We start from the raw sequence: 25,735 nt of genomic DNA, 5'->3' as shown, positions 1-25,735 counted from the left end.
CGGATATTAGTTGTCTGTGAATACTTAAAATGGTATGTTGCAGGATCACTCAGAGCGTTCCAAAGACTGGTGAAAAGGATATTGAAAAGGCCTTTCCGGCACTCAATACCCAGCCAGAGTTAATTCATATAATAACCATTATGAGGTAGATTATGTTTTCACTGAAGCATCCCCTGTCTGCGTGTCTTGTCCTGGCTTATTCCTATGCGGTTCCGGCGCTGGCGGCCGATGCGGCGGCAGGCGCCGAGAAAGCCGCAATGTGTGTCGGCTGCCATGGCCCGAACGGCAAAAGCAGCAATGCGCAATGGCCGAATCTGGCGGCGCAGCAACCGGCTTATCTGGCCGCGCAACTGAAGGCCTTCAAATCCGGCAGCCGCGCCAATCCGATGATGCAGAGCATGGCCGCTAATTTGAATGATCAGGATATCGATAATGTCGCCGCTTATTTTGCCAGCCAGCCCGCCGCGAAAGCCGGCGGCGATGCGGCATTGGCTAAAACGGGTGAAGGTAAGGCCGGCATGTGCCTCGGCTGTCATGGCGGGCAGGCGCAAGGCAATGGGCAAATGCCACGACTGGCGGGACAGCATCCCGGCTATTTGGTGACTCAGCTGAAGAACTTCAAAGAGGGCACCCGTCAAAGCGGCCAGATGCAGGGCATGGCGGGCTCTCTTTCCGAGGACGACATGAAAGCGCTGGCGGCTTATTTCGGCTCGCTTTAATCGACATCCGTTGAGCGCGGCGTTATGAACTGGCAGGCGATTTCCGATCAAATCAGTCTCGTAACCGGTCAAGCCTTCCACCTCGCCGCCGCGCAACCTTTGAGCGGCGGCGACATCAACTCGGCCTACCGGCTGCAAGGCCGGGACCGGTCTTATTTCGTCAAGCTGAACCGCCGTGATTTGGCGGACATGTTCGCGGCCGAATTCGACGGCTTGCAGGAAATCGCCGGCACCGGCGCGGTACGCACGCCGGCTCCGATCGTGCACGGCGAGGCAGGCGCGCAATCTTTTTTGGTGCTCGAATATCTGGAATTCGGCGCCTCAAATCAGCAGGCGCAGCGCCTGCTCGGACAACAGCTGGCCGAATTGCACGGGCACAAACAGCCTTATTTCGGCTGGCGCCGGGACAATACGATCGGCAGCACGCCGCAAGTCAATACGCGTAGCGAAGACTGGATCGCATTCTGGCGCGAACGGCGTTTCGGGTTTCAGTTGCAGTTGACGGGTCGGAACGGCTACGGAGGTCGCCTGCAAACCCAAGGCGAACGCTTGTACAGCGCTTTGGGCGGACTGTTCGACGGCTACCGGCCGCAGCCGTCGCTCCTGCACGGCGATCTTTGGGCCGGCAACAGCGCGGCGGACAGACAAGGAAATCCGGTCATCTTCGATCCGGCTTGTTATTACGGCGACCGCGAGGCCGACATCGCGATGACCGAATTGTTCGGCGGCTACGGCAGGGAATTCTATCAGGCCTATAACGAAACCTGGCCGCTCGATGCCGGCTATTCGGTCCGCAAGACGCTTTACAATCTCTATCACATCCTGAATCATCTGAATCTGTTCGGCGGCGGCTACCAGCGCCAGGCCGAAAACATGACACTACAACTGCTGGCCGAACTCGGCGTTTAACCATCTCCTCCCCGGCTCACTTAAGATTCTGATTATCGCGACGCACAAGCACTATCGGTATAATGGCAAATTTTCCTGACCCCAAATAACCATTATTTTTGTGCGGCATTTAGATCATGAGTCTGTTAATCAAATACCTGGCGCTCTGCTGGTTTCGCAATAACCCCCTCGATTTAACGCCTTCCAAATCGTTCATGTGGAAGACGGTGATTTTTTATCTGATCTCGGGAATGATCGTTGAAGGCCTGATTGCCGATCCCGCAGACGGCTCACTGGAAGTCTTACTGCGAACCATCATGGCGTTTTCGTCGATCACCGTGTTGTTGATTCTGCTCAAAAAACGGCAGTATTTTTATCAATTGTTCACGGCGATTTTCATTTGCGAAAACTTCATCATGACGCTGGCTACCTTCACCGAAGGATTGTATTTCTGGATGGTGATGACGCACCGGGAAAAAGCCGAAGAAATTTCGATCGGCATCGGTGTTCTGTTGGTGCTATGGTACCTCGCGATCGTCGCCTATATTTTGCGGCAGGTTTTTGTCTACGATCGCGCCGCGAGTCTGGTCTTGGCGTTCGGCTATTTCGTCTTGACCTATGGCCTCCCGATGTTGTTCATGGATATATAAATCCAGGAACGTCAGGGAGGGTCCCTTCAAAGGATCATGGACAGTCGAGGTTCAGGACGTTGCTAATTTTTTCCGTTGGCTGAGCGGAGTCGAAGCCAACGATGTATTTGCGGTTTATTCTGTAGTTGTATTTTGATAGACGTATCCTTTTGATTTTTATAGGAATCCATTTTTTCCGCCAAAATGCGGTGCGCCTTCTAATCATAATAAAATGAAAGTATTTAAAACTTATTTATTACTATTAGCTTGGAAATTTCTGTGGATAAGTCGAAATAAGTCATAAGGATTAATGGTTTAACCTATTTTTAAAGTTGTCGTTCGGATGGCCGTCAATTTGTGGATGGATTGTGGATAAGTTCAAGCTCAATGTTTTGCACAGCCCTATCCACAACCCTCACAGCTTTTGCCCACAGAGTTATTCGCTGAGGGCTTTTAGGTTCGCGAGGCCTTCCTCATATTTTTGTCCCACCATCTTGTCCATGCTGAAAAATATGCCTATCAACTTGGAAATATAAGGACAGGGTCCATACATGGCCTGGGTAACGATCGTGGAGTCGCCATGGGTTACGAGATTGAATTCGATGGTATTGTGAGCTTCGAAGGGTTTGATGAAATCGATTTTGATGATGACTTTGGAGGTCGGCGATGACTCGATGATTTCCATTCGACCCTGGCCTATGTCTTTGTTGCCGTTCCATTCATAGATCGCGCCCTCGCCGCTGGCGGCTCTGCTATAGCTGCGTTTTACCGCGGGGTCTACTTTTTCCCAGGGCGACCAGGTCTCCCATTGGCGAAAGTCATTGATTAGGGGAAAGATTTTTTCTGTGGGAGCTTTGATGGTTGCTGATCGTTCAACGCGGAAGGTATCGGGTCTAGTCGTCGCATAGATCAGCAGGGCGGCGAGCAGAACGACAACTGCGATAACAATGGATTCGATCATTTCTTTTCTCCATGCAAATAATATTTAATGGCATGTTTTTTCGCTAGCTTTAACCATTACGATGTGGCTACCGCTTTGCCGAGCAACATGCCAACCAAAGGCTTCAAAGGTCCGAACAATCTCACGTCCGCTCAGAACTGGAAGAGAAGGCGGCATTATGCCGCCACCTCAATTTGCCGCGTCTCAATGGTCAAAGGCAACCCCTGTTCGGAACGAACTTGAAGGCATTAGTAAATGGCATCAGCGATGTTTTCCAGTGCTTCATCCTTGGTTTGACCTTGGCTGACACAGCCAGGAATGGATGGGCATTCAACAATCCAAACACCATCTTCATCACGATCAATCGTCACGTTGAATTTCATAGAATTTCTCCGAATGTAAATTGGCTGTTATTTAAACCATTTGCTGGAATATAACTCCTAGCGTTGCATTTTACCGCTAAATTACAACTACAACGCTGATGTACGAAGCCCATCGGTCCTGTGCTATGACTTTTCGTTACTATTTTTATCAGCTTCCTGTGGTGAATTTTTTAAAACCTTGCAGATTTCAAGCGCATTCTCCAGAATTTTAGGGTCAAATTCTACCCCTTGCTTCTTTGTAAAAGCGCTCTCATTGCTAATATTCCAGTGCTGAAAAGCTTCTTTTATTTGTGACCAATTAGCATCAGCGCCATATGCTTCTAAGTAAAACTTCCCAAAATTAATTGCATGACGCCTTTCTCCGCTTTTAAGGGATTCATGCATATACGAATTACTAAATAAAAATGCATAGCGAGCGAGAGCTATAAACATTGCTATCACTATAAGGCCGCGAAATGTTACATATAAAAAATATGACCAAGTAAATCCTGAGCTATTATGAAAATCACTGGCTCCACTGAATGTGGCATACATAATAAAAATTATACCCAATATAATTGCCGAAGCACCGACAAAAGACCATAGTTTAGACATAAAATGAAAGTTATTTTCTTTAGTTTCCAAGCCAGACAATGCAGTGCTTACATAATCATTTGACTTGGATTGTATTTGTTTTCTGCTTTCCTCTCTGTATTTAGCTTTTTCTTGCTCTAATTCTTCAGTAGCGACTTGTAGAGCCTTTTCTCTTTCAGTAATCTCAGTTTTTAGCTTTATGTTAAGACTGTCTATCACCGCCATTCTTTGGTTCAAAACCTCTTCCATGTTTTTTTGTCGATAGAAAATGCTTTCTTCACGTTTTTCAAATAGTTTTTCTCGTTCCTTTAGTTCTTTTTGAAAAGCCTCTTCTCTGGCAAGCTGTTCTTCCTTTATTTTTTTCTGTTTCTCTTCCAGAAGAGCTTCTTGATGCGCTATTACTGATTGTTGATATGCGATCTGTTTTCTTAATTCCTCTTCACGAGACTTAAGCTCGTCAAACATCAAGGAATACTGCTTTCGCTTATTTTTCTCATTCTCGACAAATTCGAGCATTTCATCACTTGCCATATAAATATTCCTCATAAGGCATAAGAAATTATTTGTTTAGTTGATCGATATTTATTTTGGCTATCTTGTACACTCGTCTATGATCAGTTGTCAAAAAATTTATCATCATGGCTTTGCACTTAGTTTTGATAACAATCCTTTTCCATCGCGATAAGTTAAAGCGATTTTGTCAACAGGATTCAACGAAGACAAAATTTTCTTTCCATATCAATATGCTTATCGATATGGATCACTTCTTTGAATTGTTCAAATGACAGATCTTTATTGATATTTTCGGTAGATCCGTCCTGCTTCAGGCGGCTGAAGCAATCCTGCAACGCCTGGGTCACCGAAAACAAGCCGGACAAGGCAAAAGCCGCCAGCTTGTAGCCCATCTCTTCAAGCTCCTGCACCGACAGATTCGGAGTCTTGCCGCCTTCGATGATATTCGCGAACAGCGGGACGCCGGCAAAGTGTCGGGCGATCTCTTTCAGTTCATCCCGGGACTGCGGCGCCTCGATGAACAACACGTCCGCGCCGGCTTCGAGATAATGTTCGCCTCTTGCGATCGCTCCCTGTAGACCCTCGATCGCGCGGGCATCGGTTCGGCCGACTATGACCAGGTTCGAATCGCCGCGCGCATAGACCGCGGCCTTGATTTTTTCGACTTGCTCCTGCACCTGAATCACCCGTTTGCCTTCGAAATGGCCGCATTTTTTCGGCCATTCCTGATCCTCCAGGATGATGCCGGCGACTTTCGAACCCGTGATTTCCTGCACCGTGCGGATCACGTTCAGCGGATTGCCGTAGCCGGTGTCCATGTCGGCGATTAACGGAATCGAAACGCTGTTCGCGATCCGGCAGGCCGCGGCTATCGTCTCGCTGGCGGTCAGATAACCCATGTCCGGCTTGCCGAGTAAAGAAGCCGATAGGCCGAAGCCGCTGGTAAAGAGAAATTCGAATCCCGCCTGCTCGGCGACCATCGCGCCCAAACAATCATATACGGCGGGAGCGGCTTTGATGCCGGGCTGTTCGATCAGGGTTCGGAGTGTGTTTTTCATCGATTTTGTGGTGCGTGTAAAAGTGGAGATGCCGTTCATGCCACTCTAATTGGCAATCCCGGCCTGCGGTGCGCTATGATAGCAGGCTATATTTTTTTCGTAGAGCTTTCCTTGACTTATGAAACTTGCACGGACCCTTTTCTTTATCGCGTTGGTGGTGGTTGCCAATGCCTTGATCACCTGGCTGAACAATCTGCCGCAGGACGCCGGCGTCGATGTGCCTGAGGGCAAGGTCAACAGTGTTTCGTTTGCGCCGTTTCGGGAAGGTCAGAGTCCGTTGACGCAGGTCTTTCCGAGTACTCAGGAAATCGACGAGGATTTACGCCTGTTGGCCGGTCAATCGCACACGATCCGTACCTACGCGAGTTCGAAAGGACTGACCGATGTGCCGGCGCTGGCGCGCAAATACGGCCTGAAAATGATTCAGGGCGCCTGGATCGGCGGCCCGACTATCGCGAAGGAAAACGAGGAAGAGATTGCCGCGTTGATCAAGGCGGCGAACGCCTATCCGGACGTGATCACCCGGGTCATCGTCGGCAACGAAGTGCTGCTGCGCGGCGAGCTCGAACCCGAGCAATTGTTGAGCTATATCCGAAGGGTCAAACAGGCGGTCAAGCAGCCGGTGTCTTATGCGGATGTCTGGTCGTTCTACATGCGCTATCCCGAAATCGCGAAGGAAGTCGATTTCTTTACGGTCCACATCCTGCCGTACTGGGAAGACGAGCCGTTGACGGTCGATAAAACCGCCGAACATATCGTGAAGAATTATCAAAGGATCCGCGATGCCTACCCCGGAAAACCGATCCTGATCGGCGAATCGGGCTGGCCGAGCGCGGGGCGGCAGCGCGGCCCCGCGGTGCCGAGCGTGGTGAACGAAGCCAAGTTCATCCGCTCGCTGGTGCAGGTCGCGAACAAAAACGGCTTCGACATCAACGTCGTCGAGGCGTTTAACCAGCCCTGGAAAAGCAAGCTGGAAGGCGTGGTCGGCGCGAGCTGGGGGCTTTATTCGGTCGATCGCGAGCCGGTGTTTCCGTTGACCGGCAAGGTCGTCGAAAATCCGAATTGGCCGCTGCGGGTGTGGGTGGCGGGATTGTTGGCCGCGCTGGTGGTCGGCTTTTACGCCAAACGCCTGCAGACGCTTTCGGCTTTGCCATTATTCGCATTCGTCGGCTTCGCGCAGTTGCTCTGCGCCTTGCAGGTCAATCAGACCGCCGATCTTTGGTACACCAGCTACAACAACCTGGAGCGTTTTCATGCGCTGTCGATCGCGGTTCTCGGCATCGCCCTCGCTGCGTTGCTGATCCAGCGCGGCGCGGAATTGCTGCGAGTGGCGGGCGGCTGCGCCTGTCTGCCGGTCTGGAGCCGCTATCTGTTTCTGATTTTTATCGCGTTGGCCTTCTATAAGTCGCAGGCGTTGGGCTTGAACGGGCGCTATCTGAACATTCCGTATCCGTTGACCTTGATCCCGGTTTTCGGCACGTTGGGCTTGCTGGTACTCGGTTTAATCGGCGGCGAGCGCAACTGGCGGCAAGTCTTGGCCGGCATCGTCGGCGAGCCTGAAAAGACGGATGGCGTATGCAAATTGAGCGCGCTGTTGGCGGTCGCCGGCGTGGCGCTCGTGGCTTTCGAAACCTATCAGATCATGATCGGCACCAATTTCCCGACCGCTTACCCGGTCTTCGCGGACAGGCTTTACGCCGGTTTCATGACCACCTTGACCTATAGCCAGCTGCAAGGTTGGGTATTATTGATCGCGGCGCTGATTATTCTGTTGCCGTTCAGGCTACTGGCCTGGGTTTTGATCCTGGCGGTGCCGGCCTTGATCGTCGGCGAAACCTATGCGTTCATGATCGGCCACGATTTCATCGAAGCGTATCCCGATTTCGGCGAGCGGCTGCAAACGGCCGTGATTTATACCGTGACCAATTGCCAGATGCTGTATTGGCTCGGTAGTTTGCTGGTGCTGGCGCTGCCTTTGTGGTTTGGAGGGCAGAGAAAACAGGAAATTGCGTAAGGTATGCCGCGCATACCGTTTGGGAGGATTCCGTTGACCATCGGGACATCGAATAGGTGCGCATTGCGCACCCTACGGTAAGCCGTTCGTGCTTCAGCATGAACGGCTGAATTTAATCGTCATCAAGGCCTTCGAACACTTCGCTCAAATCGATCGCCAATTCCGGAAACACATGCGGCACCGCCGTGCCGCTATTCGGATACATCGCCTTCAATTGGTAACGCCCGTTTTCATCCAATATGAACTGATAGATCGCCTGTTCGTAGGGATAAACCAGCCAATATTCGCCGACGCCGCTTTCCGCATACAGATCGTATTTGATCTGCATTTCTTTTTTGGAGTTGCCTTTCGAAAGGATTTCGATGATCCATTCGGGCGCGCCGTTGCAGCCCTGGGCGTCCAGCTTGCTGGTGTCGCAGATCACGCATAAATCGGGCTGCACGACCGTATGGATGTCCTTGCTGGCCAGAATGGATTTTTTGCGGTCGTATAGACGCACGTCAAAGGGTGCGGCATACACGCGGCAATTTTTGCGTTTGAAAAAATTATGTAACAGTGCCGTTAGGCGGGTCGAAATGTCTTGGTGCCTGACATTCGGAGCCGGCGACATCAGCATGATTTTGCCCTTGATCAGCTCGACCGTTTCATCAAATTTCCAGGTCACATAATCGGCGTAGCTGTAAGTCTGATTCAAGTCCAGTTGCGACAGATGGGTAATTTTTGGCATGGCGGTTAAGTCCTGATCAACTAAAGAAGATGACGGCATCACTTCCTCGCCGAAAACCTGGCAGGCCTATGATGGCTTACGGAAATCATTTTTGACCGAATTCCTTAAAACCCGTTTCAGGATGATCACACGACATGGCTGGTCACCAATCGAGACTGCGGTCAGCATGTTGCGAAGCTGACCGCATCAGTGGGCTACGCCAGCAGCTTGATCAATAGCTGTTCATAGATCGCCGACAGGGTCTCCAGATCCTGAAGCCCGACATTCTCGTTGACCTTGTGGATGCTCTCGTTCAAGGGGCCGAGTTCGATCACCTCCGCGCCGGTCGGCGCGATGAAGCGTCCGTCCGAGGTGCCGCCGCCGGTGTCGTCGTGCGTGTCGTAGCCGGTCACCGTTTTGATCGCTTCATGCGCCGCATCGATCAGCCTGCCTTTCGAAGTCAGAAACGGATTGCCGGACAGGCGCCACTGAATGGCGTAGTTCAGGCCGTGACGGTCGAGGATCGCCTGCGTGCGCTGTTTGATCGTCTCTTCGTCGAGCTCGGTGCAGAAGCGCAGGTTGAACAGCACCTCGACCGAGCCGGGGATGATGTTCTCGGCCCCGGTGCCCGAATGAATATTCGAGACTTGCAGGCTGGTCGGCGGGAAAAACGCGTTGCCTTTATCCCAGACTTCCTCGGTCAATTCCTTCAGCGCCGGCGCGAAGGCATGGATCGGGTTTTCGGCCAGTTCGGGGTAGGCGACATGGCCCTGAATGCCCGCGACGGTCAGTTTCGCGCATAACGAGCCGCGCCGTCCGACCCGGATCACGTCGCCGATCTTTTTGTCGCTGGACGGTTCGCCGACCAGACACCAGTCGATCTTTTCATTACGCGCTTCGAGCACCTCGACGACCTTCACGACGCCGTGCGTCGCGATGCCTTCCTCGTCGCTGGTCATCATGACAGCGATCGAGCCTTCATGATCCGGATGCTTGGTAAGGAAACGCTCTAAAGCGGTCGTGAACGCCGCGATGCTGCCTTTCATGTCCGCCGCGCCGCGGCCATACAGTCTGCCGCCCCGGATCGTCGGTTCGAACGGCGGCGACTGCCAAGCCTCCAGCGGGCCGGTCGGCACCACGTCGGTATGGCCGAGGAAGACGAACAACGGTTTCGCATCGCCACGTCTCAGCCAGATATTCTGCGTGTCCGCGAAATTCAGCCTTTCCTCGTTAAAACCCAGAGGCGCGAGCCGCGCGGCCAGCACGTCCTGGCAGCCTTCATCCTTCGGCGTGACCGACTCGCGGCCGATCAAATCCTTCAATAGTTCCAGCGTTGCGCTCATCCTTTGGCGTCCTTCAAGTTCAGTACTTCGTATTGATCGGCCTTGAAGCCGAGTGTCAGGGTATTGCCGCACTCCAGAACCGGGCGTTTGATCAAGGTCGGCGTTTCGAGCATCAAGGCGACCGCTTTCTCTTGCGTCAGATCGGTCTGTTGGTCCGCGCTCAACTGCCTCCAGCTGGTGCTGCTCTTGTTCAGCAGCTTTTCCCAGCCGAGGCCGTCGATGAAGCGTTGCAGCAGCTCGGGCGGCAAGCCGTCGACACGGTAATCATGAAAACGATGGTCGATGCCGTGCTGCTCCAGCCACTGCCGCGCCTTTTTACAGGTGTCGCAGTTTTTTATTCCGTACAGCGTGATCATTACAATTGGCTGTTCAACAATTCGTCCAGGTCGGGCAATGATTTGTCGGCCTTGCAGCGGCCCTTGTACACATCGACGAATTCCATGAAGGCCTGTTCGAGGTCGTCCAGAATGTCTTGCTCGTTGTCGAGGTCTTCTTCCGGCACATCGTCGGATTCCAGATACTCTTTTTGCAGAAGGATTTCGCTGTTCAGAGACAGCAGGGCATAGATGATCGCGTTATTGGAAAGATTTTCGCTCATGGGAGATCCGGATGGGTGGGTGGAAGAAAAAACCGGGACGTATTATCCCGGTCGTAAATGACAAATGATCAGTCGCGAAGCAGTTCGTTGATGCCGGTCTTGCTGCGCGTCTTTTCGTCGACCTGCTTGATGATCACCGCGCAGTACAGGCTATATTTGCCGTCCGCTGACGGCAGGTTGCCGGAGACGACGACCGAGCCGGCCGGGATGCGCCCGTAGGTGATTTCGCCGGTCATCCGGTTATAGATCTTGGTGCTCTGGCCGATATACACGCCCATCGAAATCACGCAGCCGTCTTCGACGATCACGCCTTCGACGATCTCGGAACGCGCGCCGATGAAACAGTTGTCGCCGATGATGGTCGGGCCGGCTTGCAACGGTTCCAGCACGCCGCCGATGCCGACGCCGCCGGACAGATGCACGTTCTTGCCGATCTGCGCGCAGGAGCCGACCGTGACCCAGGTATCGACCATCGTGCCGCTATCGACATAGGCGCCGATGTTCACGTAGGACGGCATCAGGATCGCGCCGGGCGCGATGTAGGAGCCGCGGCGGGCGACCGCGTTCGGCACGACGCGCACGCCGGCCTTCGCGAAATCGTCTTCGCTGTAGTTCGCGAACTTGCATTCGACCTTGTCGTAATAGCGGGTATTGCCGCCGTCCATCAGCCGGTTTTCATTGATCCGGAACGACAACAGCACCGCCTTTTTCAGCCATTGGTGGGTGACCCAGTCGCCGCCTTTCTTTTCCGCGACCCGCGCCTTGCCGGTGTCGAGCAGCTTAAGACACTCCTGCACCGCGCCGCGCACTTCCTGCGAAACGTTGGCCGGGGTGATGTCGGCGCGCTGTTCGAACGCGGCGTTGATGATGTTTTCTAATTCAGTCATGCTTGTTTTTAAAGTGTGTTAAGGAAATTTTTGAGGCGCAGGGCCGCTTCGACACATTCTTCGAGCGGCGCGACCAGCGCGATGCGGACATGATTCCGGCCCGGATTGAAGCCGCCGAAATCGCGGGACAGATAGCTGCCCGGCAGCACGGTCACGTTTTCCTGCGCGAACAATTGCTGCGCGAATCGGGTATCGTCGATCGGCGTCTTGAGCCAGAGATAAAAACCGGCGGGCGGTTTATGCAATGTACTGACATCGTTCAGGATCTGGATCACCGCGGCGAATTTTTCCCGGTACAGGCGGCGGTTTTCGATCACGTGCTTCTCGTCCTGCCAGGCCGCGATGCTCGCATGCTGGGTCGGCAACGGCAGCGCCGCGCCGTGATAGGTCCGGTATTTGAAATAGTCCTGCAGGATCGCCGCATCGCCCGCGACGAAGCCGGAGCGCAGGCCCGGCGCATTCGAGCGTTTCGACAGGCTGTGGAATACCACGCAGCGCTTGAATTCGGTATTGCCTACTGCATATGCCGCTTCGAGCAGGCCCGGAGGCGGGCTGTTTTCGTCGTCGTAAAGCTCGCTGTAGCACTCGTCCGAGGCGATCACGAAATCGTATTTTTCGGCCAGTTCGAGCAATTTGATCAAGCTTTCGCGCGCGATCACCGCGCCGCTCGGATTGCCGGGCGTGCAGATGTAAAGCAGCTGGCAGCGCCGCCAGACTTGCTCGGGAACCGCGTCGAAATCGGGCAGATAGGCGTTCGCCTCGACCGTGTTCAGGAAATAGGGCTCCGCGCCCGCGAGCAGCGCCGCGCCTTCGTAGATCTGATAGAACGGGTTCGGCATCACGACGACCGGATTTTGGGTCTTGTCGATCAGGCATTGCGCGAACGAGAACAAGGCCTCGCGCGTGCCGCTGACCGGCAGTATCTGTGTCTCGGGGTTCAATAGCCCTTCTTTAAGCCCGAAACGGCGGGTCAGCCAGCCGGCGATGGTCTGCCGCAGCTCCGGCAATCCTTTCGTAGTCGGATAATTCGACAGACCGTGCAGATGCGTCAGCAGCGCTTCCTGAATCAGGTGCGGCGTCGGATGCGCCGGCTCGCCGATCGACAAGGCGATGTGCGCCTTGCCGGCGGGCGGCGTGATGCCCTGTTTCAGCGCCGCGAGTTTTTCGAACGGGTAGGGCTGGAGCTGTTGTAAATACGGCGTCATCGTTTATTGGCACTGCGGGCGTCTGCCCGTGGCTTGCGCCTGTTGGAAAAGGCCCATGGCCTGCGGCATGTGCTGTTCGAGGTCGCGAATCCGTGTGGCATGCGAGGGGTGAGTCGACATGAATTCGGCGGTTTGTTGCCCCTGCGTCGCTTGATCCATTCTTTGCCACAGGTTGATGCTTTGGCGCGGATCGAAACCGGCTCTCGCCATCAAATCGACGCCGATGATGTCCGCTTCGCTCTCCTGCGTCCGCCCGTAAGGCATCAGGACACCGTATTCCGCGCCGAGTCCGAGCATGCCGAAAGCGGCCTGGCCCATCTGCGATTGCGGATTGGTCATCGCTTGCAGGATCGACATGCCCGAATTGACCGCCAGCTCCTGCGAGGCGCGTTCCGCGCTGTGCTTGGCCAGCACGTGACCGATTTCATGGCCGATCACCGCGGCCAGCTGGTCCTGATTCGCGACCAGATTGAACAGGCCGGTATAGACGCCGATCTTGTTGCCGGGCAATGCGAAGGCGTTAAACGAATCGTCCTCGAAGACCACGACTTCCCATCTGCCGCCGGTGCTTTGCGTGATGTTGCCGGCGATGCAGTTGGCGACCTGATTGTAACGCGCGTTGGTGCTGATCGGTTTGTCGCGTTTCAACGTTTCGAAGGCTTGCAATCCCATCTGGTCGACTTGCGAATCGGGCAGCAAGATCAATTGACTTCGTCCGGTCGGACTGGTGATGCAGGCGGTCAGTACGAATGCCGTCGCTAATGCGGTGCAAAATTTTTTCAACATGATGGCGGCGCTTTAAAGTTGGAAAAGGCTCATTTTAACGTATCTTGATTGTTGCGGGTTAGGATTATGCGTGGCGGCGCGATGCGCTTTCAGGGCAAGGCCGCCAATCCTGCATAAGCCAGCATCAGCCATTTGACTCCCGCGGCCTTGAAATTGATCTGCGCGCGTTCCTGCGCGCCCTGGCCTTCGAGTTGCAGGATCACGCCTTCGCCGAACTTCGCATGGCTGACGCGCTGGCCGAGTTTATATTGGCTGACCGAGAGCGAGGCGGATGCCGCTGTTTTAAGGGGTGTTGCCGCGGCCGGACGGCTGACCTGGGCGCGGAGGCGAACTTCCTGGAGGTATTCGGCCGGAATTTCGCGCAGAAACCTGGAGGGCCGCGGATAGTTTTCGCGTCCGTACAGGCGCCGGGATTCGGCGTAGGTCATGTATAAAGTCTGCATCGCCCGCGTCATGCCGACATAGCACAGCCGGCGTTCTTCTTCGAGGCGTTTGGGATCCTCGACCGATTGCAGCGACGGGAACAGGCCTTCTTCCATGCCGACCATGAACACGACCTTGAATTCGAGGCCCTTGGCCGAATGCAGGGTCATCAGCTGCACGCAGTCGTCGAAGTCCTCGCCCTGCATCTCTCCGGCCTCGAGCGCGGCATGCGCCAGGAACAGTTCGAGCGGGCCGAGGTTGTCTTCATTGTCGATAGCCGGGTCGAACAGGCGCGCGGCGTTGACCAGTTCCTCGAGGTTTTCGACTTTCTCCTCGCCCTGTTCGCCCTTGCTGTTCTGATAGAACTCGATCAGTCCGGATTTCTCGACGGTCCGTTTGACCTGTTCGAACAGTTCCATGCCCTCGGTTTCGGCGGCCATACGGTCGACCAGCTGCATGAACCCGGCCAGCGCGTTGCCCGCGCGGGCGCTCAACATGCCGTGTTCGAGCATGATCCTGGCGGCGCGCCATAAGGAGGTGCCGCGATCGCGCGCGATCACGCGGAGGTCGTCGACCGTTTTCGCGCCGATGCCGCGGGTCGGGGTGTTCACGACCCGTTCGAACGAGACGTCGTCGTCGCGGTTCGCGATCAGCCGGAGATAGGCCAGCGCGTTCTTGATTTCGGCGCGTTCGAAGAAGCGCAGACCGCCGTAGACGCGGTAGGGAATGCCGGCCTGCACCAGCCGTTCCTCGAATTGGCGGGACTGCGCGTTCGAGCGGTACAGGATCGCGGTATCTGCGCGCGCGCCGCCTTCCTTGATCCAGGCGCGGATGCGCTCGATCACGAAAAACGCTTCGTCCTGTTCGTTGAAGGCCGCATACAGCGAGATCGGCTCGCCTTCGCCCGCTTCGGTCCACAGTTCCTTGCCGAGCCGGCCTTCGTTGTGCGCGATCACCTGATTCGCCGCTTTCAGGATGTTGCCGGTCGAGCGGTAGTTCTGTTCGAGCTTGATGACTTCGTGACCGGGGAAATGCTTCTGGAAGCTGTAGATGTTTTCGATTCGGGCGCCGCGCCAGCCGTAGATCGACTGGTCGTCGTCGCCGACCACGAACAGGTTGTTTTTGTCCTGGGTCAGAAGGCGCAGCCAGGCATACTGGATCGTATTGGTGTCCTGGAACTCGTCCACATGCACCTGTTGAAAGCGTTCTTGATAGAAGGACAAGACGTCCGGATTGTCGCGCAGGAGTTCGTGGGCTCTCAGCAAAAGCTCCGCGAAATCGACCAGGCCGGAGCGGTCGCACAATTCCTCGTAGGCGCGGTAGATCGCGATCATCTGCCGCATATACAGATCGCCGGTCTCCGGCATGTGGCGGGCGCGGACGCCCTCGTCCTTCTGCGCGTTGATGAACCATTGCACCTGTTTCGGCGGCCATTTGGCCTCGTCGAGGTTCAACGCCTGCAGGATGCGCTTGATCACCCTGAGCTGATCGGCGCTATCCATCACCTGAAAGGTTTCCGGCAGCTTCGCCTGGCGCGCGTGGCGTCTCAGCAGGCGGTGCGCGAGGCCGTGGAAGGTGCCGATCCACAGATTGTGGGTCGGCCGCTGCAAGAGTTCCTCGATGCGTCCGCGCATTTCGCGGGCGGCCTTGTTCGTGAAGGTGACCGCCAGAATGCCGTGCGGCGAGACGCCCTGCACCTGGATCTGCCAGACGATCCGGTGCACCAGCACGCGGGTCTTGCCGCTGCCGGCGCCGGCCAAAACCAGCATCGCCTGCGAGGGCGCGGTGACCGCCTGGCGCTGGGCATCGTTCAAGGGGTCGAGTAGGTCGGTGACGTCGATCATTTTATTGCTTGCACATTTTGTGTGGCTGTGTATATTTGTCCGGTTCTGGGAGTGACAGACAGGGCCGTGTTTTACGGAACAATAACAATTACACAGTGAGGGTAAGAAGATGAGTTTTGATTTTAAACGTATGTTGAAATTTGAACACAATGTCGGCGAGAAAGAAAAGAAATACCGCATTTACGGCGGCGCCGCGCTGTTTTTGATCTCGGTCGTTACCGCGTCGATTTTTTTATTGGTGGCCGGCTGCGTCCTGATTGCGACCGGCTTTTGGGGCTGGTGCCCGGCTTATTCCGGCTTCGGCAAGAATACCTGCGAAACCGCGGATTCGGGTTCGGCCGGCGAATAATGCCGAGCAGGCTCAGAACGCCGGCGGTCCGGTTCTGAGCCTGGCTTCGCCGGATTAGTCTTCTTTCCGATACTCGCCTTCAAGGGCATCGGCGGAGGCCGCGCTGCGCGGGCGAAACGGACTGCCCGACTGCATCACCTGGATCAGATGTTTTTCGATCACATATTGCGCGACTTTTCTGCGCAGGGCCGGAATCAGGCAGACAAATCCCATCATGTCGGTAATGAAGCCGGGCGTCAGCAGCAAGGCGCCGCCGACCAGCAGGATAGGCCCTTCGATGATCTCATAGGTCGGAATGCCGCCTTGCGCCAGATTTTCCTGAAAGCGCCGGAAGGTTTCGGAGCCCTGTTTTCTGAGCAGCGATGCGCCGAGCACCGCGGTAAACACGACCAGCGCGATCGTCGGAAAGGCGCCGATGATGCCGCCGACCGTCAGCAGCAAATAAATTTCCGCAAACGGGACGAGCAGAAAGAACAGGAACAATATCTGGAAAATTTTCATTTAAAAGCTTGATTTTAAGTCTGACTGATTAAGCAATATTAAGGGTAATGCCGGCGAATTTCTAGCATAATATCCGCCTTTCGTTTTTTTGCCAGCAAAACATGCCGAACCACGTCGAATTGATTCTTTGCACCTGTCCGGACCGGGACACGTCCGAAAAAATCGCGCTTAGGCTGGTCGAGGCCCGTCTGGCCGCCTGCGTGAACATCCTGCCCGGCCTGACTTCGGTTTATACCTGGCAAGACCGGCTCGAAACGGCCGAAGAACATCTGTTACTGATCAAATCGACAAGGGACTGCTATCCGCTCATCGAACGGACGATACGCGATCTGCATCCCTATGACTTACCCGAAATCATCGCCTTGCCAATCGCGCAGGGATTGCCTGATTATCTGAACTGGATCGATGCATGCGTATCTACCAACTAATTTTTTTCTGTCTGTTGCTCACCGCCCGGAACGCGGCCTTCGCGCTGAACAGCGAAGACTTGTTGCCGCCCGACCAGGCGTTCAAGCTTTCGGCGCAGGCGCTGTCGCGCGGCCAGCTCGAATTCTCCTGGGACATTGCAGAAGGTTTCTCTCTCTACCAGAAGAACATGCGCTTCGAGTCGAAGACCGCCGGCGTCGAGCTCGGGGCTCCCGGCTTTCCGGAAGGCAAGACTAAGCATGATGAAGTGCTCGGCGATACGATCCATTACCGAAACAAACTGACGGTGCCGGTGCCGGTCGCCGCCGGCAATACGGCAGAATCGGTGGCCGTAGAGGTGCGCTATCAGGGCTGTTCGGATCAGGGCGTGTGTTACCCGCCGCAAAAAAAGACGCTCGACATCGCGCTGCCTGCCGCCGCCGCATCATCGCCGGCGCCTGCTTCCAATCCGCTGTCTAATCTGGTCAAGGGCATCACCGGCCTGGCCTCGTCGGCGCAGGACGAGTTGCTGAAGCCGGATCAGGCCTTTCAGTTTTCGGCGGCGGTCGGGGATGCCAATACCTTGCAGGTGAACTGGCAGATCGCGCCCGGCTATTACATGTACCGGGAAAAAACCCAGCTCGAATTGATCAATGCGGGCGGCACGACGCTGGGCCGGTATGAGCTTCCGCACGGCGATCCGAAAGAGGACCCGGAATTCGGGCAGGTCGAGGTTTTTCATGACGAATTGAATCTCGACTTGCCGTTGAACCGCGGCGGCCAGGCCGCGCAGACGATTGTTTTGAAAGCGCAATATCAGGGCTGCGCCGAGCGCGGCGTCTGTTACCCGCCGATGAGCAAGGAAGTGAGCCTGAACTTGCCGGTGGCGCAGCAGATGGCGGCGGCCGTTCCGAAGCCTGAGCCCGGCTTGTCCGAGCAGGACCGGATCGTGCAGTTGCTCAAACAGGACAGCCTCGGCATGACCTTGGCCAGCTTCTTCGGCTTCGGCCTATTGCTGGCGTTTACGCCCTGCATCTTTCCGATGATTCCGATACTGTCCGGCATCATCGTCGGCCACCGTCAGATCACGACCGTGCGCGCGCTGATGCTGTCGCTCAGTTATGTGGTCGCGTCGGCCTTGACTTATACGCTGTTCGGCATCCTGGCCGCGTTGTTCGGCGGCAATCTGCAAACGACCTTCCAGCAGCCCTGGATCATCGGGGCATTCAGCGCCGTTTTTGTCGCGCTGTCGTTGTCGATGTTCGGTTTCTATCACCTCGAATTGCCGAAGTCCTGGCAGGCCAAGTTGCATAATTCGAGCGAAAGGCACCGCGACGGTTCGCTCTGGGGCTCTGCGATCATGGGCTCCTTGTCCTCCTTGATCGTCGGTCCCTGTGTCGCAGCGCCGTTGGCCGCGGCTTTGATCTATATCGGCCAGACCGGCGATGCGGTGCTCGGCGGCAGCGCCTTGTTCGCGATGGGCATGGGCATGGGGGCGCCGTTATTACTGGTCGGCGCCTCGGCCGGCAAATTGCTGCCGAAGGCCGGTGCCTGGCTGAATGCGACCAAGGGCGTGTTCGGCGTGATCATGCTCGCGATGGCGGCCTGGATGCTGAGCCGGATTCTGCCGCCGGCGGTCTCGATGCTGCTGTGGGCGATGCTGTTGATCATTCCTTCGGTCTACCTGAGCGCGCTGGACCCTCTGCCCGAACACTGCAGCGGCTGGCGCAAGCTGTGGAAAGGCGTTGGCCTGATCATGCTGGCTTACGGCCTGTTATTGCTGATCGGCGTCAGCGGCGGTGGCACCAATCCTTTGAAACCCTTGCATGGCGTATTGATCGGCGGCGCGAGCGCCGCCGCGCCCAAGCCGGAAGGACTCGCCTTCCGCCGCGTCGCTAACCTGAAGGAACTCGAACAACGGCTTCAGGAAGCGAGTGCCGAGGGCCGCACCGTGATGTTCGATTTTTATGCGGACTGGTGCATCGCCTGCAAGGAGATGGAAGCCTATACCTTTACCGACCCGGCCGTGAAGAAGCAGCTGAGCGAGTTCGTGCTGCTCCAGGCCGATGTGACGCAAAATTCGGAGGAAGATCAGGCTATGCTCGCGAAATTCCAGCTGATCGGTCCGCCAGCGATCCTGTTTTTCGGCCCCGACCGACAGGAGCGCACCACGCAGCGGGTGATCGGCTATCAGGACAGCGACACCTTCATCGAAACCTTGCAACGGGTCAAACCATGAAAAACGCAGCCATCGTGATTTTGATCGGGCTCTTCGCGCTGGCCGGCGGTATCGCGCTGCGCTACAGCATGTATCCGGCCCCGGAAACCGACGCCTCGCCCTTGCCGGAATTCACGCTGTCCGATGTATCCGGCAAGCCCCGTTCGATCGGCGAATGGAAGGGCAAGCTCCTCGTGATCAATTTCTGGGCGACCTGGTGTCCTTCCTGCCGCGAGGAAATGCCCGACCTGGTCGCCTTGCAGCAGCACTATGCGGCGCAGGGCGTGCAGGTGCTCGGCATCGCGCTCGAGGACAAGGAGCCGGTCGAGGAATACCTTAATTCGGCCAAGATCAATTATCCGACGCTGATCGCCGGCGACCAGGGCATGGCGCTGGCCGCGCAAATGGGGAACAATGCCGAGGCGGTACCTTATACGGTCGTTGTCGATCGCGCGGGACTGATACGGTACCGGCACCTCGGTAAATTCTCGAAGCCGGAGCTGGGACAAAGCCTCGACCAGCTACTGAAATGATCCGTCTCGCCGGCACTTTTTTTGCGGAATAGCGGCAAAACTCCGGCGTATTGACGCTATCTTCCTGGAAAATTAATATATTTAGAGTACACTCTGCAAATTGCGCGGGAATTGTGGGATAATTTCCGCCGTTTTTCACTTGCAGGTTGCATCATGGCGTCGATTACCGTTTTGAACGGGCCAAATCTGAATTTATTGGGGATCCGCGAGCCCGGTCATTACGGCAACAAAACGCTGGAAGACATCAGGCGAACCTTGGCCGGCATGGCCGAGGGCTTCGGCCATCGGCTGGATTTTCATCAAACCAACGCCGAACACGAAATCGTAGGCCAAGTGCATCAGGCCTATCATGACCGGGTCGATTTCATCATCATCAATCCGGCCGCATTCACGCATACCAGCGTGGCGCTCCGCGACGCCCTGCTCGCGACCCAGATTCCGTTCATCGAGGTGCACCTGTCCAATGTGCACGCGCGTGAACCGTTTAGAAAACACTCCTATTTTTCGGACATTGCGAAAGGCGTGATTTCCGGGTTGGGGGCAACAGGATACGAACTGGCCTTACTGGCCGCACATCAGATACTAGCCGAGAGACATTAATCATGGATATTAGAAAAATAAAAAAACTGATTGAGATTATCGAAGAATCGGGCATCGCCGAAATTGAGATTAAGGAGGGCGAAGAATTCGTCCGCATCAGCCGCTATTCCGCAGCGCCCGCTCCGGTCGCCTATGCACCGCAGCCGGCGGCGCCGCTTGCGGCCCCGGTCGCGGCAGCGCCGGCCGCTGCGCCGAGTGAAGAGGTGATCACCGGCCATGTCGTCAAGTCGCCGATGGTCGGCACCTTCTACCGCTCCGCGTCGCCGGGCGCGAAGCCGTTTACCGATGTCGGCCAAAAGGTGCAGGCGGGCGACACGCTCTGCATCATCGAGGCGATGAAGATCCTGAATCAGATCGAAGCGGACAAGAGCGGCACCGTCACCAAGATCCTGGTCGAGAACGCCGAGCCTGTCGAATACGGCCAGCCGTTGTTTGTGATCGAATAACGGAGCACTTTATGTTCGACAAAATTGTGATCGCCAATCGTGGCGAAATCGCGCTCAGGATATTGCGCGCCTGCCGGGAACTCGGCGTGAAGGTCGTCGCGGTGCATTCGGAAGCGGACCGCAATCTGAAGCATGTGCGTCTGGCGGACGAGTCGGTTTGCATAGGACCTGCGCCGTCGGCCGACAGCTATCTGAACATTCCCGCGATCATCAGCGCGGCCGAGGTGACCGACGCCGAAGCGATCCATCCGGGCTACGGCTTCCTGGCCGAAAACGCCGATTTTTCGGAAAAGGTCAAACAGAGCGGTTTCGTCTTCATCGGCCCGAACGCGGACACGATCCGACTGATGGGCGACAAGATCTCGGCGAAGAAGGCGATGATCGCGGCCGGTATTCCCTGCGTGCCCGGCAACGGCGATCCGCTCTCGGATAATCCGGAGAAGAACCTGAAGCTCGCGCGCGAGATCGGCTATCCGGTCATCATCAAGGCGGCCGGCGGCGGCGGCGGACGCGGCATGCGCACGGTCCATACCGAAGCGGCGCTGTTGAACGCGATCAACATGACCAAGGCCGAAGCCGCCAGCGCCTTCGGCAACGCGACGGTCTACATGGAAAAATTCCTCGAAGACCCGCGCCACATCGAATTCCAGGTGATGGCCGATTCCCACGGCAACGCGATCCATCTGGGCGAGCGCGACTGTTCGATGCAGCGCCGCCATCAGAAAGTCGTCGAGGAAGCGCCCGCGCCCGGCATCACCGAGGCGCAGCGTAAACTGATCGGAGAGCGCTGCGCGAAGGCCTGCGTCGACATCGGTTATCTGGGCGCCGGCACCTTCGAGTTCTTGTATGAAAAGGGCGAGTTTTATTTCATCGAGATGAATACCCGGGTGCAGGTCGAGCATCCGGTTACCGAGATGGTGACCGGTTTCGACATCGTGAAGGAGCAGCTCCGCATCGCGGCCGGCGAACGTCTGTCGATCACCCAGGAGCAGGTCAAGCTGACCGGCCACGCGATCGAATGCCGACTGAACGCGGAAGACCCGAGGACTTTCATGCCGTGTCCCGGCACGATCGATCAGTTCCACATGCCCGGCGGCCCCGGCATCCGCTGCGAGACGCACATCTATAACGGCTACAAGGTGCCGCCGTATTACGATTCGATGATCGGCAAGCTGATCGCGCACGGCGAAGACCGCCAGAGCGCGATCGCGCGGATGAACACCGCGCTCAGCGAAATCATCATCGAAGGCATCAAGACCAATATTCCGCTGCAGCAGGACATCATGAGCGACAGCGCCTTCGCGGCCGGCGGGCAGAATATCCATTATTTGGAAAAGAAGCTCGGGCTTTATTAATCCATGCGCGTTCCCGCGCTCTGCGCGGGAGCGCCGACAGCATTCCCGCGGTGCGTGACCAGCGTTACGTACCGCTTCCCATTCGAATGAATGGAACGTTCAATTTTCAACACGACTCTCCGCATGGCCTGGCAACAAATTACCGTGATTACCGATGAAAAGACCGCTCCCGCAGTCGCCGACCTGTTCAGCGATCTCGGCGCGGTGTCGGTAACCTATATGGACGCCGAAGACGAACCGGTGTACGAACCCGCGATCGGCGAAACCAAGATATGGAGCAACACCGAAGTGATCGCGCTGTACGAGCTGGATGCGGATATCGACGGCGTGACTTCGCGCGTGCGCCAGGCATTCGACGCGGCCCTGCTGCGCGACTGGCGGCAGGAGCTGATCGAGGACCAGGCCTGGGAACGCGCCTGGATGGAATATTATCACCCGATGAAATTCGCCGATAAACTCTGGGTCTGTCCGACCGGCCAGGAACAAGAGGAGCCGGGCACGGTCTGCATGCTGCTCGATCCGGGCCTCGCCTTCGGCACCGGCACGCATCCGACCACCGCGCTCTGCCTCGAATGGCTGGCGGAGCACGATCTGGCGGGCAAGACCGTGATCGATTACGGCTGCGGCTCCGGCATTCTCGCGGTGGCGGCGGTGCTGCTCGGCGCGAAGGTCGCGCACGCGGTCGATATCGATCCGCAGGCATTGACCGCGACCCTCAGCAACGCCGAAAAAAATGCGGTGCAGGACAAGATCAAGGTGTATCTGCCGGAACAATTGCCGGCGATGCAGGCGGACATCGTGCTGGCGAACATTCTCGCGAAGCCTTTGTGCGAACTCAGCGCGCGCATTTCTGAACTGGTCGTTCCGGGCGGCGCGCTGATTCTGTCCGGCATTCTGGCCGAACAGACCGAGCAGGTCGCGGACGCTTACCGTGCTCTGATCGAATTGAACGCGCCGACGCAGCAGGAAGACTGGATACGTCTGGACGGATTGAAACGCTAGGTTGAGATGTTTACCCGCTGCCCCGAATGCCTGACCACGCAACGGATTACGCCGGTAGTGCTGCGCAGCGGCCGGGGCATGGTGCGCTGCAAACGCTGCTCCGCGATGTTCGATGCGCTGGCGACGCTGGCCGAGACCGAAATGCTGGCGGCCGCCGATGTGCAGCCTTCCGAGGAGACCTGGGCCGAACACAAGGGCCGGTATCAGTCGGTCTGGCGTATCGGGCTGGCGCTGGGCGTGGTGGCTCTCTTCGCGCAGGGGCTGTATTTTGAAGGCGGCCGCGCGCTGCAGAACCCGAAAATGCGTCCGGCGTTCGAAAAGCTCTGCGCCGTGTTGCATTGCCGCCTGCCGGACTATCAAAACCTGGCCGAGCTCTCCGTCTTGCGCAATTCGTTCAGCGAGCTGCCGAACCGGCATTATGCGTTCAAGTTGGTGTTGAACAATGAGGGCGCCTTTCCGATGCGTTATCCGGTGATCGGCCTGACCCTCTTGACTTATGACGGCCAGCCGTTCGCGCAGCGGCAGTTTCGGCCGGACGAATATCTGGCCTCGCAGCAGCAAAATACGCGCCTGGCCGCTAACAGCGCGGCCGAAATCAATCTTGAAATCGCCGCGACCCAGACGAAGGTCGGCGGTTTTCATTTCGATCTCAGTTATTAAACGATGGATATACCCGAGTTATTTTTAAAGAAAAACGAAGACAAGCGCCTGCGCCTCGGGCACTTGTGGATCTTCAGCAATGAAATCGATAGCAAGCGCTCGCCGCTGAACGGCTTTGCGCCCGGCGATCTGGCGCGGGTGCTCGCGCACGACGGCAAGCCGCTCGGCACCGCCTACGTGAATCCGAATGCACTGATCTGTGCGCGCCTGTTGTCGCGCAAGCCGAATCTGAAATGCGGCGCCAATTTCTTCAAGGAAAGGCTGCAGACAGCGTTGGCGCTGCGCGAAACGGTGTTCGACAAGCCGTATTACCGGCTGGTGTTCGGCGAAAGCGACGGCCTGCCGGGACTGGTGATCGACCGTTTCGGCGATGTGCTGTCGGTGCAGATCACCACGGCCGGTATCGAGCAGCGCAAGGACATCTTGCTGGCCGCGCTGGTCGACGTGTTGGATCCTGCCGCGATCGTCTTCAAAAACGACAACAGCCAGCGCCAGCTCGAAGGCCTGGATACGGCATCGGTCGTCGCTTACGGCGCCTTGCCGGAGTCCTTGATCATCGAAGAAAACGGCGCAAAATTCAGAATCGATATTCTAAACGGCCAAAAAACCGGCTGGTTTTACGATCACCGGATGAGCCGGGCCGAGCTGGCCCGTATCGCGAAAGGCAGGCGCGTGCTCGATTTGTTTTCGTACACCGGCGCCTGGGCGATGCCTTCGGCGATCGCCGGCGCGCTCGAGGTCACCTGCGTGGACGGCTCCGAGTCGGCGTTGAATCTGGCGCGCGAAAATGCGGTCTTGAACGGCGTCGAGGACAGGGTGCAGTTCGCGCACAGTGACGTGTTCGATTTTTTGAAAGAGGCGCGCCAGGAGCGCCGTCTCTATGATATGATCGTGCTCGATCCGCCGGCCTTGATCAAACGCAAAAAGGATTACCAGCAGGGCTACGAGGCCTACCGCCGGTTGAACCATCTGGCGTTGCAGGTGCTGGCGAAAAACGGCATATTGATCTCAGCCTCCTGTTCGTTCCATCTGAGCCAGGGCGATCTGCATGAAATCCTGCGCTCGTCGGGCCGTCACATCGACCGGCATTTGACTTTTATCGCCCAGGGCGGCCAGGGGCCGGATCATCCGATCGATCCCGCAATTCCGGAGACCCAGTATTTGAAGACCTTTTTCTGCTCGGTTTCGTCCGCTTTATAAAGTCATTGAGGCATCTTGATGACCAAGGTAGAATACCGAGAATCTTGCGTTCTTTGCGGCCAGCCTGTCGAAATTGCGGGCTTCACGTTGGAAACGCCCGACGGAATTTTAAAGTTTTGCTGCGCCGGCTGCCTGAGCATTTATCAACTGCTTAACGATAAGAATCTCTTATCGGCAAGCCCATCATCACTAAAAAAAGAGGGTAAAGAGTAAATGAAAGCCTGTGAATCATGTTCCGGCCGCGCCGAAATCGGCAAATATCATAAACAGGTCCCGGTTTGGCGCCGGGCGATCGGTCTGGTATTCGTGTATCTGCCGATCATTACCTTGCCGTTCGTGTTTATCAGCGCTTATCTGACTTATTATCATCTGATTTTGATCGGCGGCCGCAATATCAAGCCGTTTTCGGCGTTTTTGCCGGACCGCGCCAGCCATCGTTACGACTTGAAAACCCAGATCACGATGGACGGCTCGTTCAAGGCCAGCCTGGCGCAGTCGAAACTGTACTGGATCCTGAACTGCACCTGGTATTGCCCGGTCAGCGTCGCGGTGTTCGAATGGCATGCCTACATGGTCAAGATCGTCGAAAACTGGTGGTGCCCGTTCGCGCACGAAAAGAAGGAAGGTTACAGCAACGGCAAGATCGATCAGTCTTTCTGGCATATTTATCCTGAAGACCGCGTCAAACTGAATCCGGAAGACCTGAACAATCCGATCTGGAACGAAGAGGCCGAAGCGGCCAATAAAACTTCCGGTTCGGCCGGCTGATTGAACTCAAATCCGGCTTCCTGCCGGACTTATTAAGAGGAGCGGCGGCCTCGCCGCTCCCGCAGAATCGTAAAGGCCTGGAATCCTCCTGGCACGCAAGCAAAAAAGCACTGCATTAACAAGAAGCCGGCAACCCGGCATGATTATCCCGGCCGTTGCCGCGGGTTTTACTTTCTATCTTTTTCTATG

30 protein-coding genes are annotated in these 25,735 nt (G+C 56.3%); 16 read left to right on the top strand and 14 right to left on the bottom strand.

Features of this window, described 5'->3' with window-relative positions:
- Window positions 1–152 precede the first annotated feature (152 nt).
- From ACEPPP_RS10605 to ACEPPP_RS10595, 3 genes are all read left to right on the top strand, one after another.
- A complete protein-coding gene (locus ACEPPP_RS10605) occupies window positions 153–719 on the top strand; it encodes a cytochrome c (protein ID WP_374086493.1) in 567 nt (188 codons plus the stop codon).
- A 24-nt stretch (window positions 720–743) separates the two neighbouring features.
- Complete coding sequence (locus ACEPPP_RS10600; protein ID WP_374086491.1) at window positions 744–1,628, top strand: fructosamine kinase family protein; 885 nt, start codon at window positions 744–746, stop codon at window positions 1,626–1,628.
- Between the two features lie 116 nt (window positions 1,629–1,744).
- Window positions 1,745–2,257 carry a hypothetical protein gene (locus ACEPPP_RS10595; RefSeq protein WP_374086489.1) on the top strand — a complete coding sequence of 171 codons (513 nt, stop codon included), beginning with the start codon at window positions 1,745–1,747 and terminating at the stop codon, window positions 2,255–2,257.
- Between the two features lie 415 nt (window positions 2,258–2,672).
- On the opposite strand, the gene ACEPPP_RS10590 is transcribed toward ACEPPP_RS10595, so the two are convergent.
- The 5 genes from ACEPPP_RS10590 to ACEPPP_RS10570 all read right to left on the bottom strand — a co-directional run bounded on the left by ACEPPP_RS10590 (window position 2,673) and on the right by ACEPPP_RS10570 (window position 5,703).
- On the bottom strand, window positions 2,673–3,197 hold the full coding sequence (locus ACEPPP_RS10590) for an SRPBCC family protein (RefSeq protein WP_374086487.1): 525 nt from the start codon (window positions 3,195–3,197) through the stop codon (window positions 2,673–2,675).
- A 24-nt stretch (window positions 3,198–3,221) separates the two neighbouring features.
- A complete protein-coding gene (locus ACEPPP_RS10585) occupies window positions 3,222–3,353 on the bottom strand; it encodes a type II toxin-antitoxin system HicA family toxin (RefSeq protein WP_374086485.1) in 132 nt (43 codons plus the stop codon).
- Window positions 3,354–3,424: 71 nt separating this feature from the next.
- Window positions 3,425–3,559 carry a type II toxin-antitoxin system HicB family antitoxin gene (locus tag ACEPPP_RS10580; RefSeq protein ID WP_374086483.1) on the bottom strand — a complete coding sequence of 45 codons (135 nt, stop codon included), beginning with the start codon at window positions 3,557–3,559 and terminating at the stop codon, window positions 3,425–3,427.
- Window positions 3,560–3,682: 123 nt separating this feature from the next.
- Window positions 3,683–4,663: a hypothetical protein gene (locus ACEPPP_RS10575; protein WP_374086481.1), complete on the bottom strand. Its 981-nt coding sequence runs from the start codon at window positions 4,661–4,663 to the stop codon at window positions 3,683–3,685.
- A gap of 179 nt (window positions 4,664–4,842) precedes the next feature.
- Window positions 4,843–5,703 (bottom strand): oxaloacetate decarboxylase, encoded by an 861-nt coding sequence (locus ACEPPP_RS10570; protein WP_374086478.1) that lies wholly within the window; start codon window positions 5,701–5,703, stop codon window positions 4,843–4,845.
- Window positions 5,704–5,821: 118 nt separating this feature from the next.
- On the opposite strand from ACEPPP_RS10570, the gene ACEPPP_RS10565 reads away from it, so the two are divergent.
- Window positions 5,822–7,717, top strand: a complete 1,896-nt coding sequence (locus ACEPPP_RS10565; protein ID WP_374086476.1) for an exo-beta-1,3-glucanase — start codon at window positions 5,822–5,824, stop codon at window positions 7,715–7,717.
- 112 nt (window positions 7,718–7,829) lie between these two features.
- Here ACEPPP_RS10565 and ACEPPP_RS10560 read toward each other — a convergent pair whose 3' ends face one another.
- The 8 genes from ACEPPP_RS10560 to uvrD form a co-directional block, all read right to left on the bottom strand.
- Window positions 7,830–8,444, bottom strand: a complete 615-nt coding sequence (locus ACEPPP_RS10560; RefSeq protein ID WP_374086475.1) for a Uma2 family endonuclease — start codon at window positions 8,442–8,444, stop codon at window positions 7,830–7,832.
- Between the two features lie 194 nt (window positions 8,445–8,638).
- Window positions 8,639–9,766, bottom strand: coding sequence for a succinyl-diaminopimelate desuccinylase (gene dapE / locus ACEPPP_RS10555; RefSeq protein ID WP_374086473.1), 1,128 nt, complete (start codon window positions 9,764–9,766; stop codon window positions 8,639–8,641).
- Window positions 9,763–10,122: an ArsC family reductase gene (locus ACEPPP_RS10550; protein WP_374086472.1), complete on the bottom strand. Its 360-nt coding sequence runs from the start codon at window positions 10,120–10,122 to the stop codon at window positions 9,763–9,765. Before ACEPPP_RS10550 ends, dapE begins: the two co-directional genes overlap by 4 nt.
- Entirely contained in the window at window positions 10,122–10,364 is a 243-nt protein-coding gene (locus ACEPPP_RS10545) for a hypothetical protein (protein WP_024299148.1), read from the bottom strand. The genes ACEPPP_RS10550 and ACEPPP_RS10545 overlap by 1 nt, the downstream gene beginning before the upstream one ends.
- 68 nt (window positions 10,365–10,432) lie before the next feature.
- Window positions 10,433–11,251 carry a 2,3,4,5-tetrahydropyridine-2,6-dicarboxylate N-succinyltransferase gene (dapD, locus tag ACEPPP_RS10540; protein WP_374086470.1) on the bottom strand — a complete coding sequence of 273 codons (819 nt, stop codon included), beginning with the start codon at window positions 11,249–11,251 and terminating at the stop codon, window positions 10,433–10,435.
- Between the two features lie 8 nt (window positions 11,252–11,259).
- The gene (gene dapC / locus ACEPPP_RS10535; protein ID WP_374086468.1) at window positions 11,260–12,456 is read right to left on the bottom strand and encodes a succinyldiaminopimelate transaminase; all 1,197 of its coding nucleotides are present in this window, start codon (window positions 12,454–12,456) and stop codon (window positions 11,260–11,262) included.
- A gap of 3 nt (window positions 12,457–12,459) precedes the next feature.
- Complete coding sequence (locus ACEPPP_RS10530) at window positions 12,460–13,242, bottom strand: M48 family metallopeptidase (RefSeq protein ID WP_374086467.1); 783 nt, start codon at window positions 13,240–13,242, stop codon at window positions 12,460–12,462.
- 89 nt (window positions 13,243–13,331) lie between these two features.
- On the bottom strand, window positions 13,332–15,509 hold the full coding sequence (gene uvrD, locus ACEPPP_RS10525) for a DNA helicase II (protein ID WP_374086465.1): 2,178 nt from the start codon (window positions 15,507–15,509) through the stop codon (window positions 13,332–13,334).
- 130 nt (window positions 15,510–15,639) lie between these two features.
- Between uvrD and ACEPPP_RS10520 the strand changes: the two genes are divergently transcribed.
- Window positions 15,640–15,858: a DUF2892 domain-containing protein gene (locus tag ACEPPP_RS10520; RefSeq protein ID WP_374086463.1), complete on the top strand. Its 219-nt coding sequence runs from the start codon at window positions 15,640–15,642 to the stop codon at window positions 15,856–15,858.
- Window positions 15,859–15,912: 54 nt separating this feature from the next.
- Here ACEPPP_RS10520 and ACEPPP_RS10515 read toward each other — a convergent pair whose 3' ends face one another.
- Entirely contained in the window at window positions 15,913–16,359 is a 447-nt protein-coding gene (locus ACEPPP_RS10515) for an FxsA family protein (protein WP_374086462.1), read from the bottom strand.
- 101 nt (window positions 16,360–16,460) lie between these two features.
- On the opposite strand from ACEPPP_RS10515, the gene cutA reads away from it, so the two are divergent.
- The 11 genes from cutA to ACEPPP_RS10460 all read left to right on the top strand — a co-directional run bounded on the left by cutA (window position 16,461) and on the right by ACEPPP_RS10460 (window position 25,546).
- The gene (gene cutA / locus ACEPPP_RS10510; protein WP_374086460.1) at window positions 16,461–16,787 is read left to right on the top strand and encodes a divalent-cation tolerance protein CutA; all 327 of its coding nucleotides are present in this window, start codon (window positions 16,461–16,463) and stop codon (window positions 16,785–16,787) included.
- Window positions 16,769–19,003 (top strand): protein-disulfide reductase DsbD, encoded by a 2,235-nt coding sequence (locus tag ACEPPP_RS10505; RefSeq protein WP_374086458.1) that lies wholly within the window; start codon window positions 16,769–16,771, stop codon window positions 19,001–19,003. Before cutA ends, ACEPPP_RS10505 begins: the two co-directional genes overlap by 19 nt.
- Window positions 19,000–19,515, top strand: coding sequence for a TlpA family protein disulfide reductase (locus ACEPPP_RS10500; protein WP_374086457.1), 516 nt, complete (start codon window positions 19,000–19,002; stop codon window positions 19,513–19,515). The genes ACEPPP_RS10505 and ACEPPP_RS10500 overlap by 4 nt, the downstream gene beginning before the upstream one ends.
- Before the next feature lie 153 nt (window positions 19,516–19,668).
- Window positions 19,669–20,115: a type II 3-dehydroquinate dehydratase gene (gene aroQ / locus ACEPPP_RS10495; protein WP_374086456.1), complete on the top strand. Its 447-nt coding sequence runs from the start codon at window positions 19,669–19,671 to the stop codon at window positions 20,113–20,115.
- A gap of 2 nt (window positions 20,116–20,117) precedes the next feature.
- Complete coding sequence (gene accB / locus ACEPPP_RS10490; RefSeq protein ID WP_374086454.1) at window positions 20,118–20,561, top strand: acetyl-CoA carboxylase biotin carboxyl carrier protein; 444 nt, start codon at window positions 20,118–20,120, stop codon at window positions 20,559–20,561.
- A gap of 11 nt (window positions 20,562–20,572) precedes the next feature.
- Window positions 20,573–21,916, top strand: a complete 1,344-nt coding sequence (gene accC / locus ACEPPP_RS10485) for an acetyl-CoA carboxylase biotin carboxylase subunit (RefSeq protein ID WP_374086452.1) — start codon at window positions 20,573–20,575, stop codon at window positions 21,914–21,916.
- Between the two features lie 123 nt (window positions 21,917–22,039).
- Window positions 22,040–22,918, top strand: coding sequence for a 50S ribosomal protein L11 methyltransferase (prmA, locus tag ACEPPP_RS10480; RefSeq protein WP_374086450.1), 879 nt, complete (start codon window positions 22,040–22,042; stop codon window positions 22,916–22,918).
- Window positions 22,919–22,924: 6 nt separating this feature from the next.
- Window positions 22,925–23,578, top strand: coding sequence for a zinc-ribbon and DUF3426 domain-containing protein (locus ACEPPP_RS10475; protein ID WP_374086448.1), 654 nt, complete (start codon window positions 22,925–22,927; stop codon window positions 23,576–23,578).
- 3 nt (window positions 23,579–23,581) lie between these two features.
- Entirely contained in the window at window positions 23,582–24,778 is a 1,197-nt protein-coding gene (locus tag ACEPPP_RS10470; protein ID WP_374086446.1) for a class I SAM-dependent rRNA methyltransferase, read from the top strand.
- 18 nt (window positions 24,779–24,796) lie between these two features.
- Window positions 24,797–24,991 carry a heavy metal translocating P-type ATPase metal-binding domain-containing protein gene (locus ACEPPP_RS10465; protein WP_374086445.1) on the top strand — a complete coding sequence of 65 codons (195 nt, stop codon included), beginning with the start codon at window positions 24,797–24,799 and terminating at the stop codon, window positions 24,989–24,991.
- Complete coding sequence (locus ACEPPP_RS10460; protein ID WP_374086443.1) at window positions 24,992–25,546, top strand: hypothetical protein; 555 nt, start codon at window positions 24,992–24,994, stop codon at window positions 25,544–25,546.
- Window positions 25,547–25,735 lie beyond the last annotated feature (189 nt).

This window comes from Methylomicrobium lacus, from assembly GCF_041897535.1.
Taxonomy (GTDB): Bacteria; Pseudomonadota; Gammaproteobacteria; order Methylococcales; family Methylomonadaceae; genus Methylomicrobium; species Methylomicrobium lacus_A.
The sequence above is the reverse complement of the archived record's forward strand: the minus strand, read 5'-3'. Positions and strand labels throughout refer to the sequence as shown.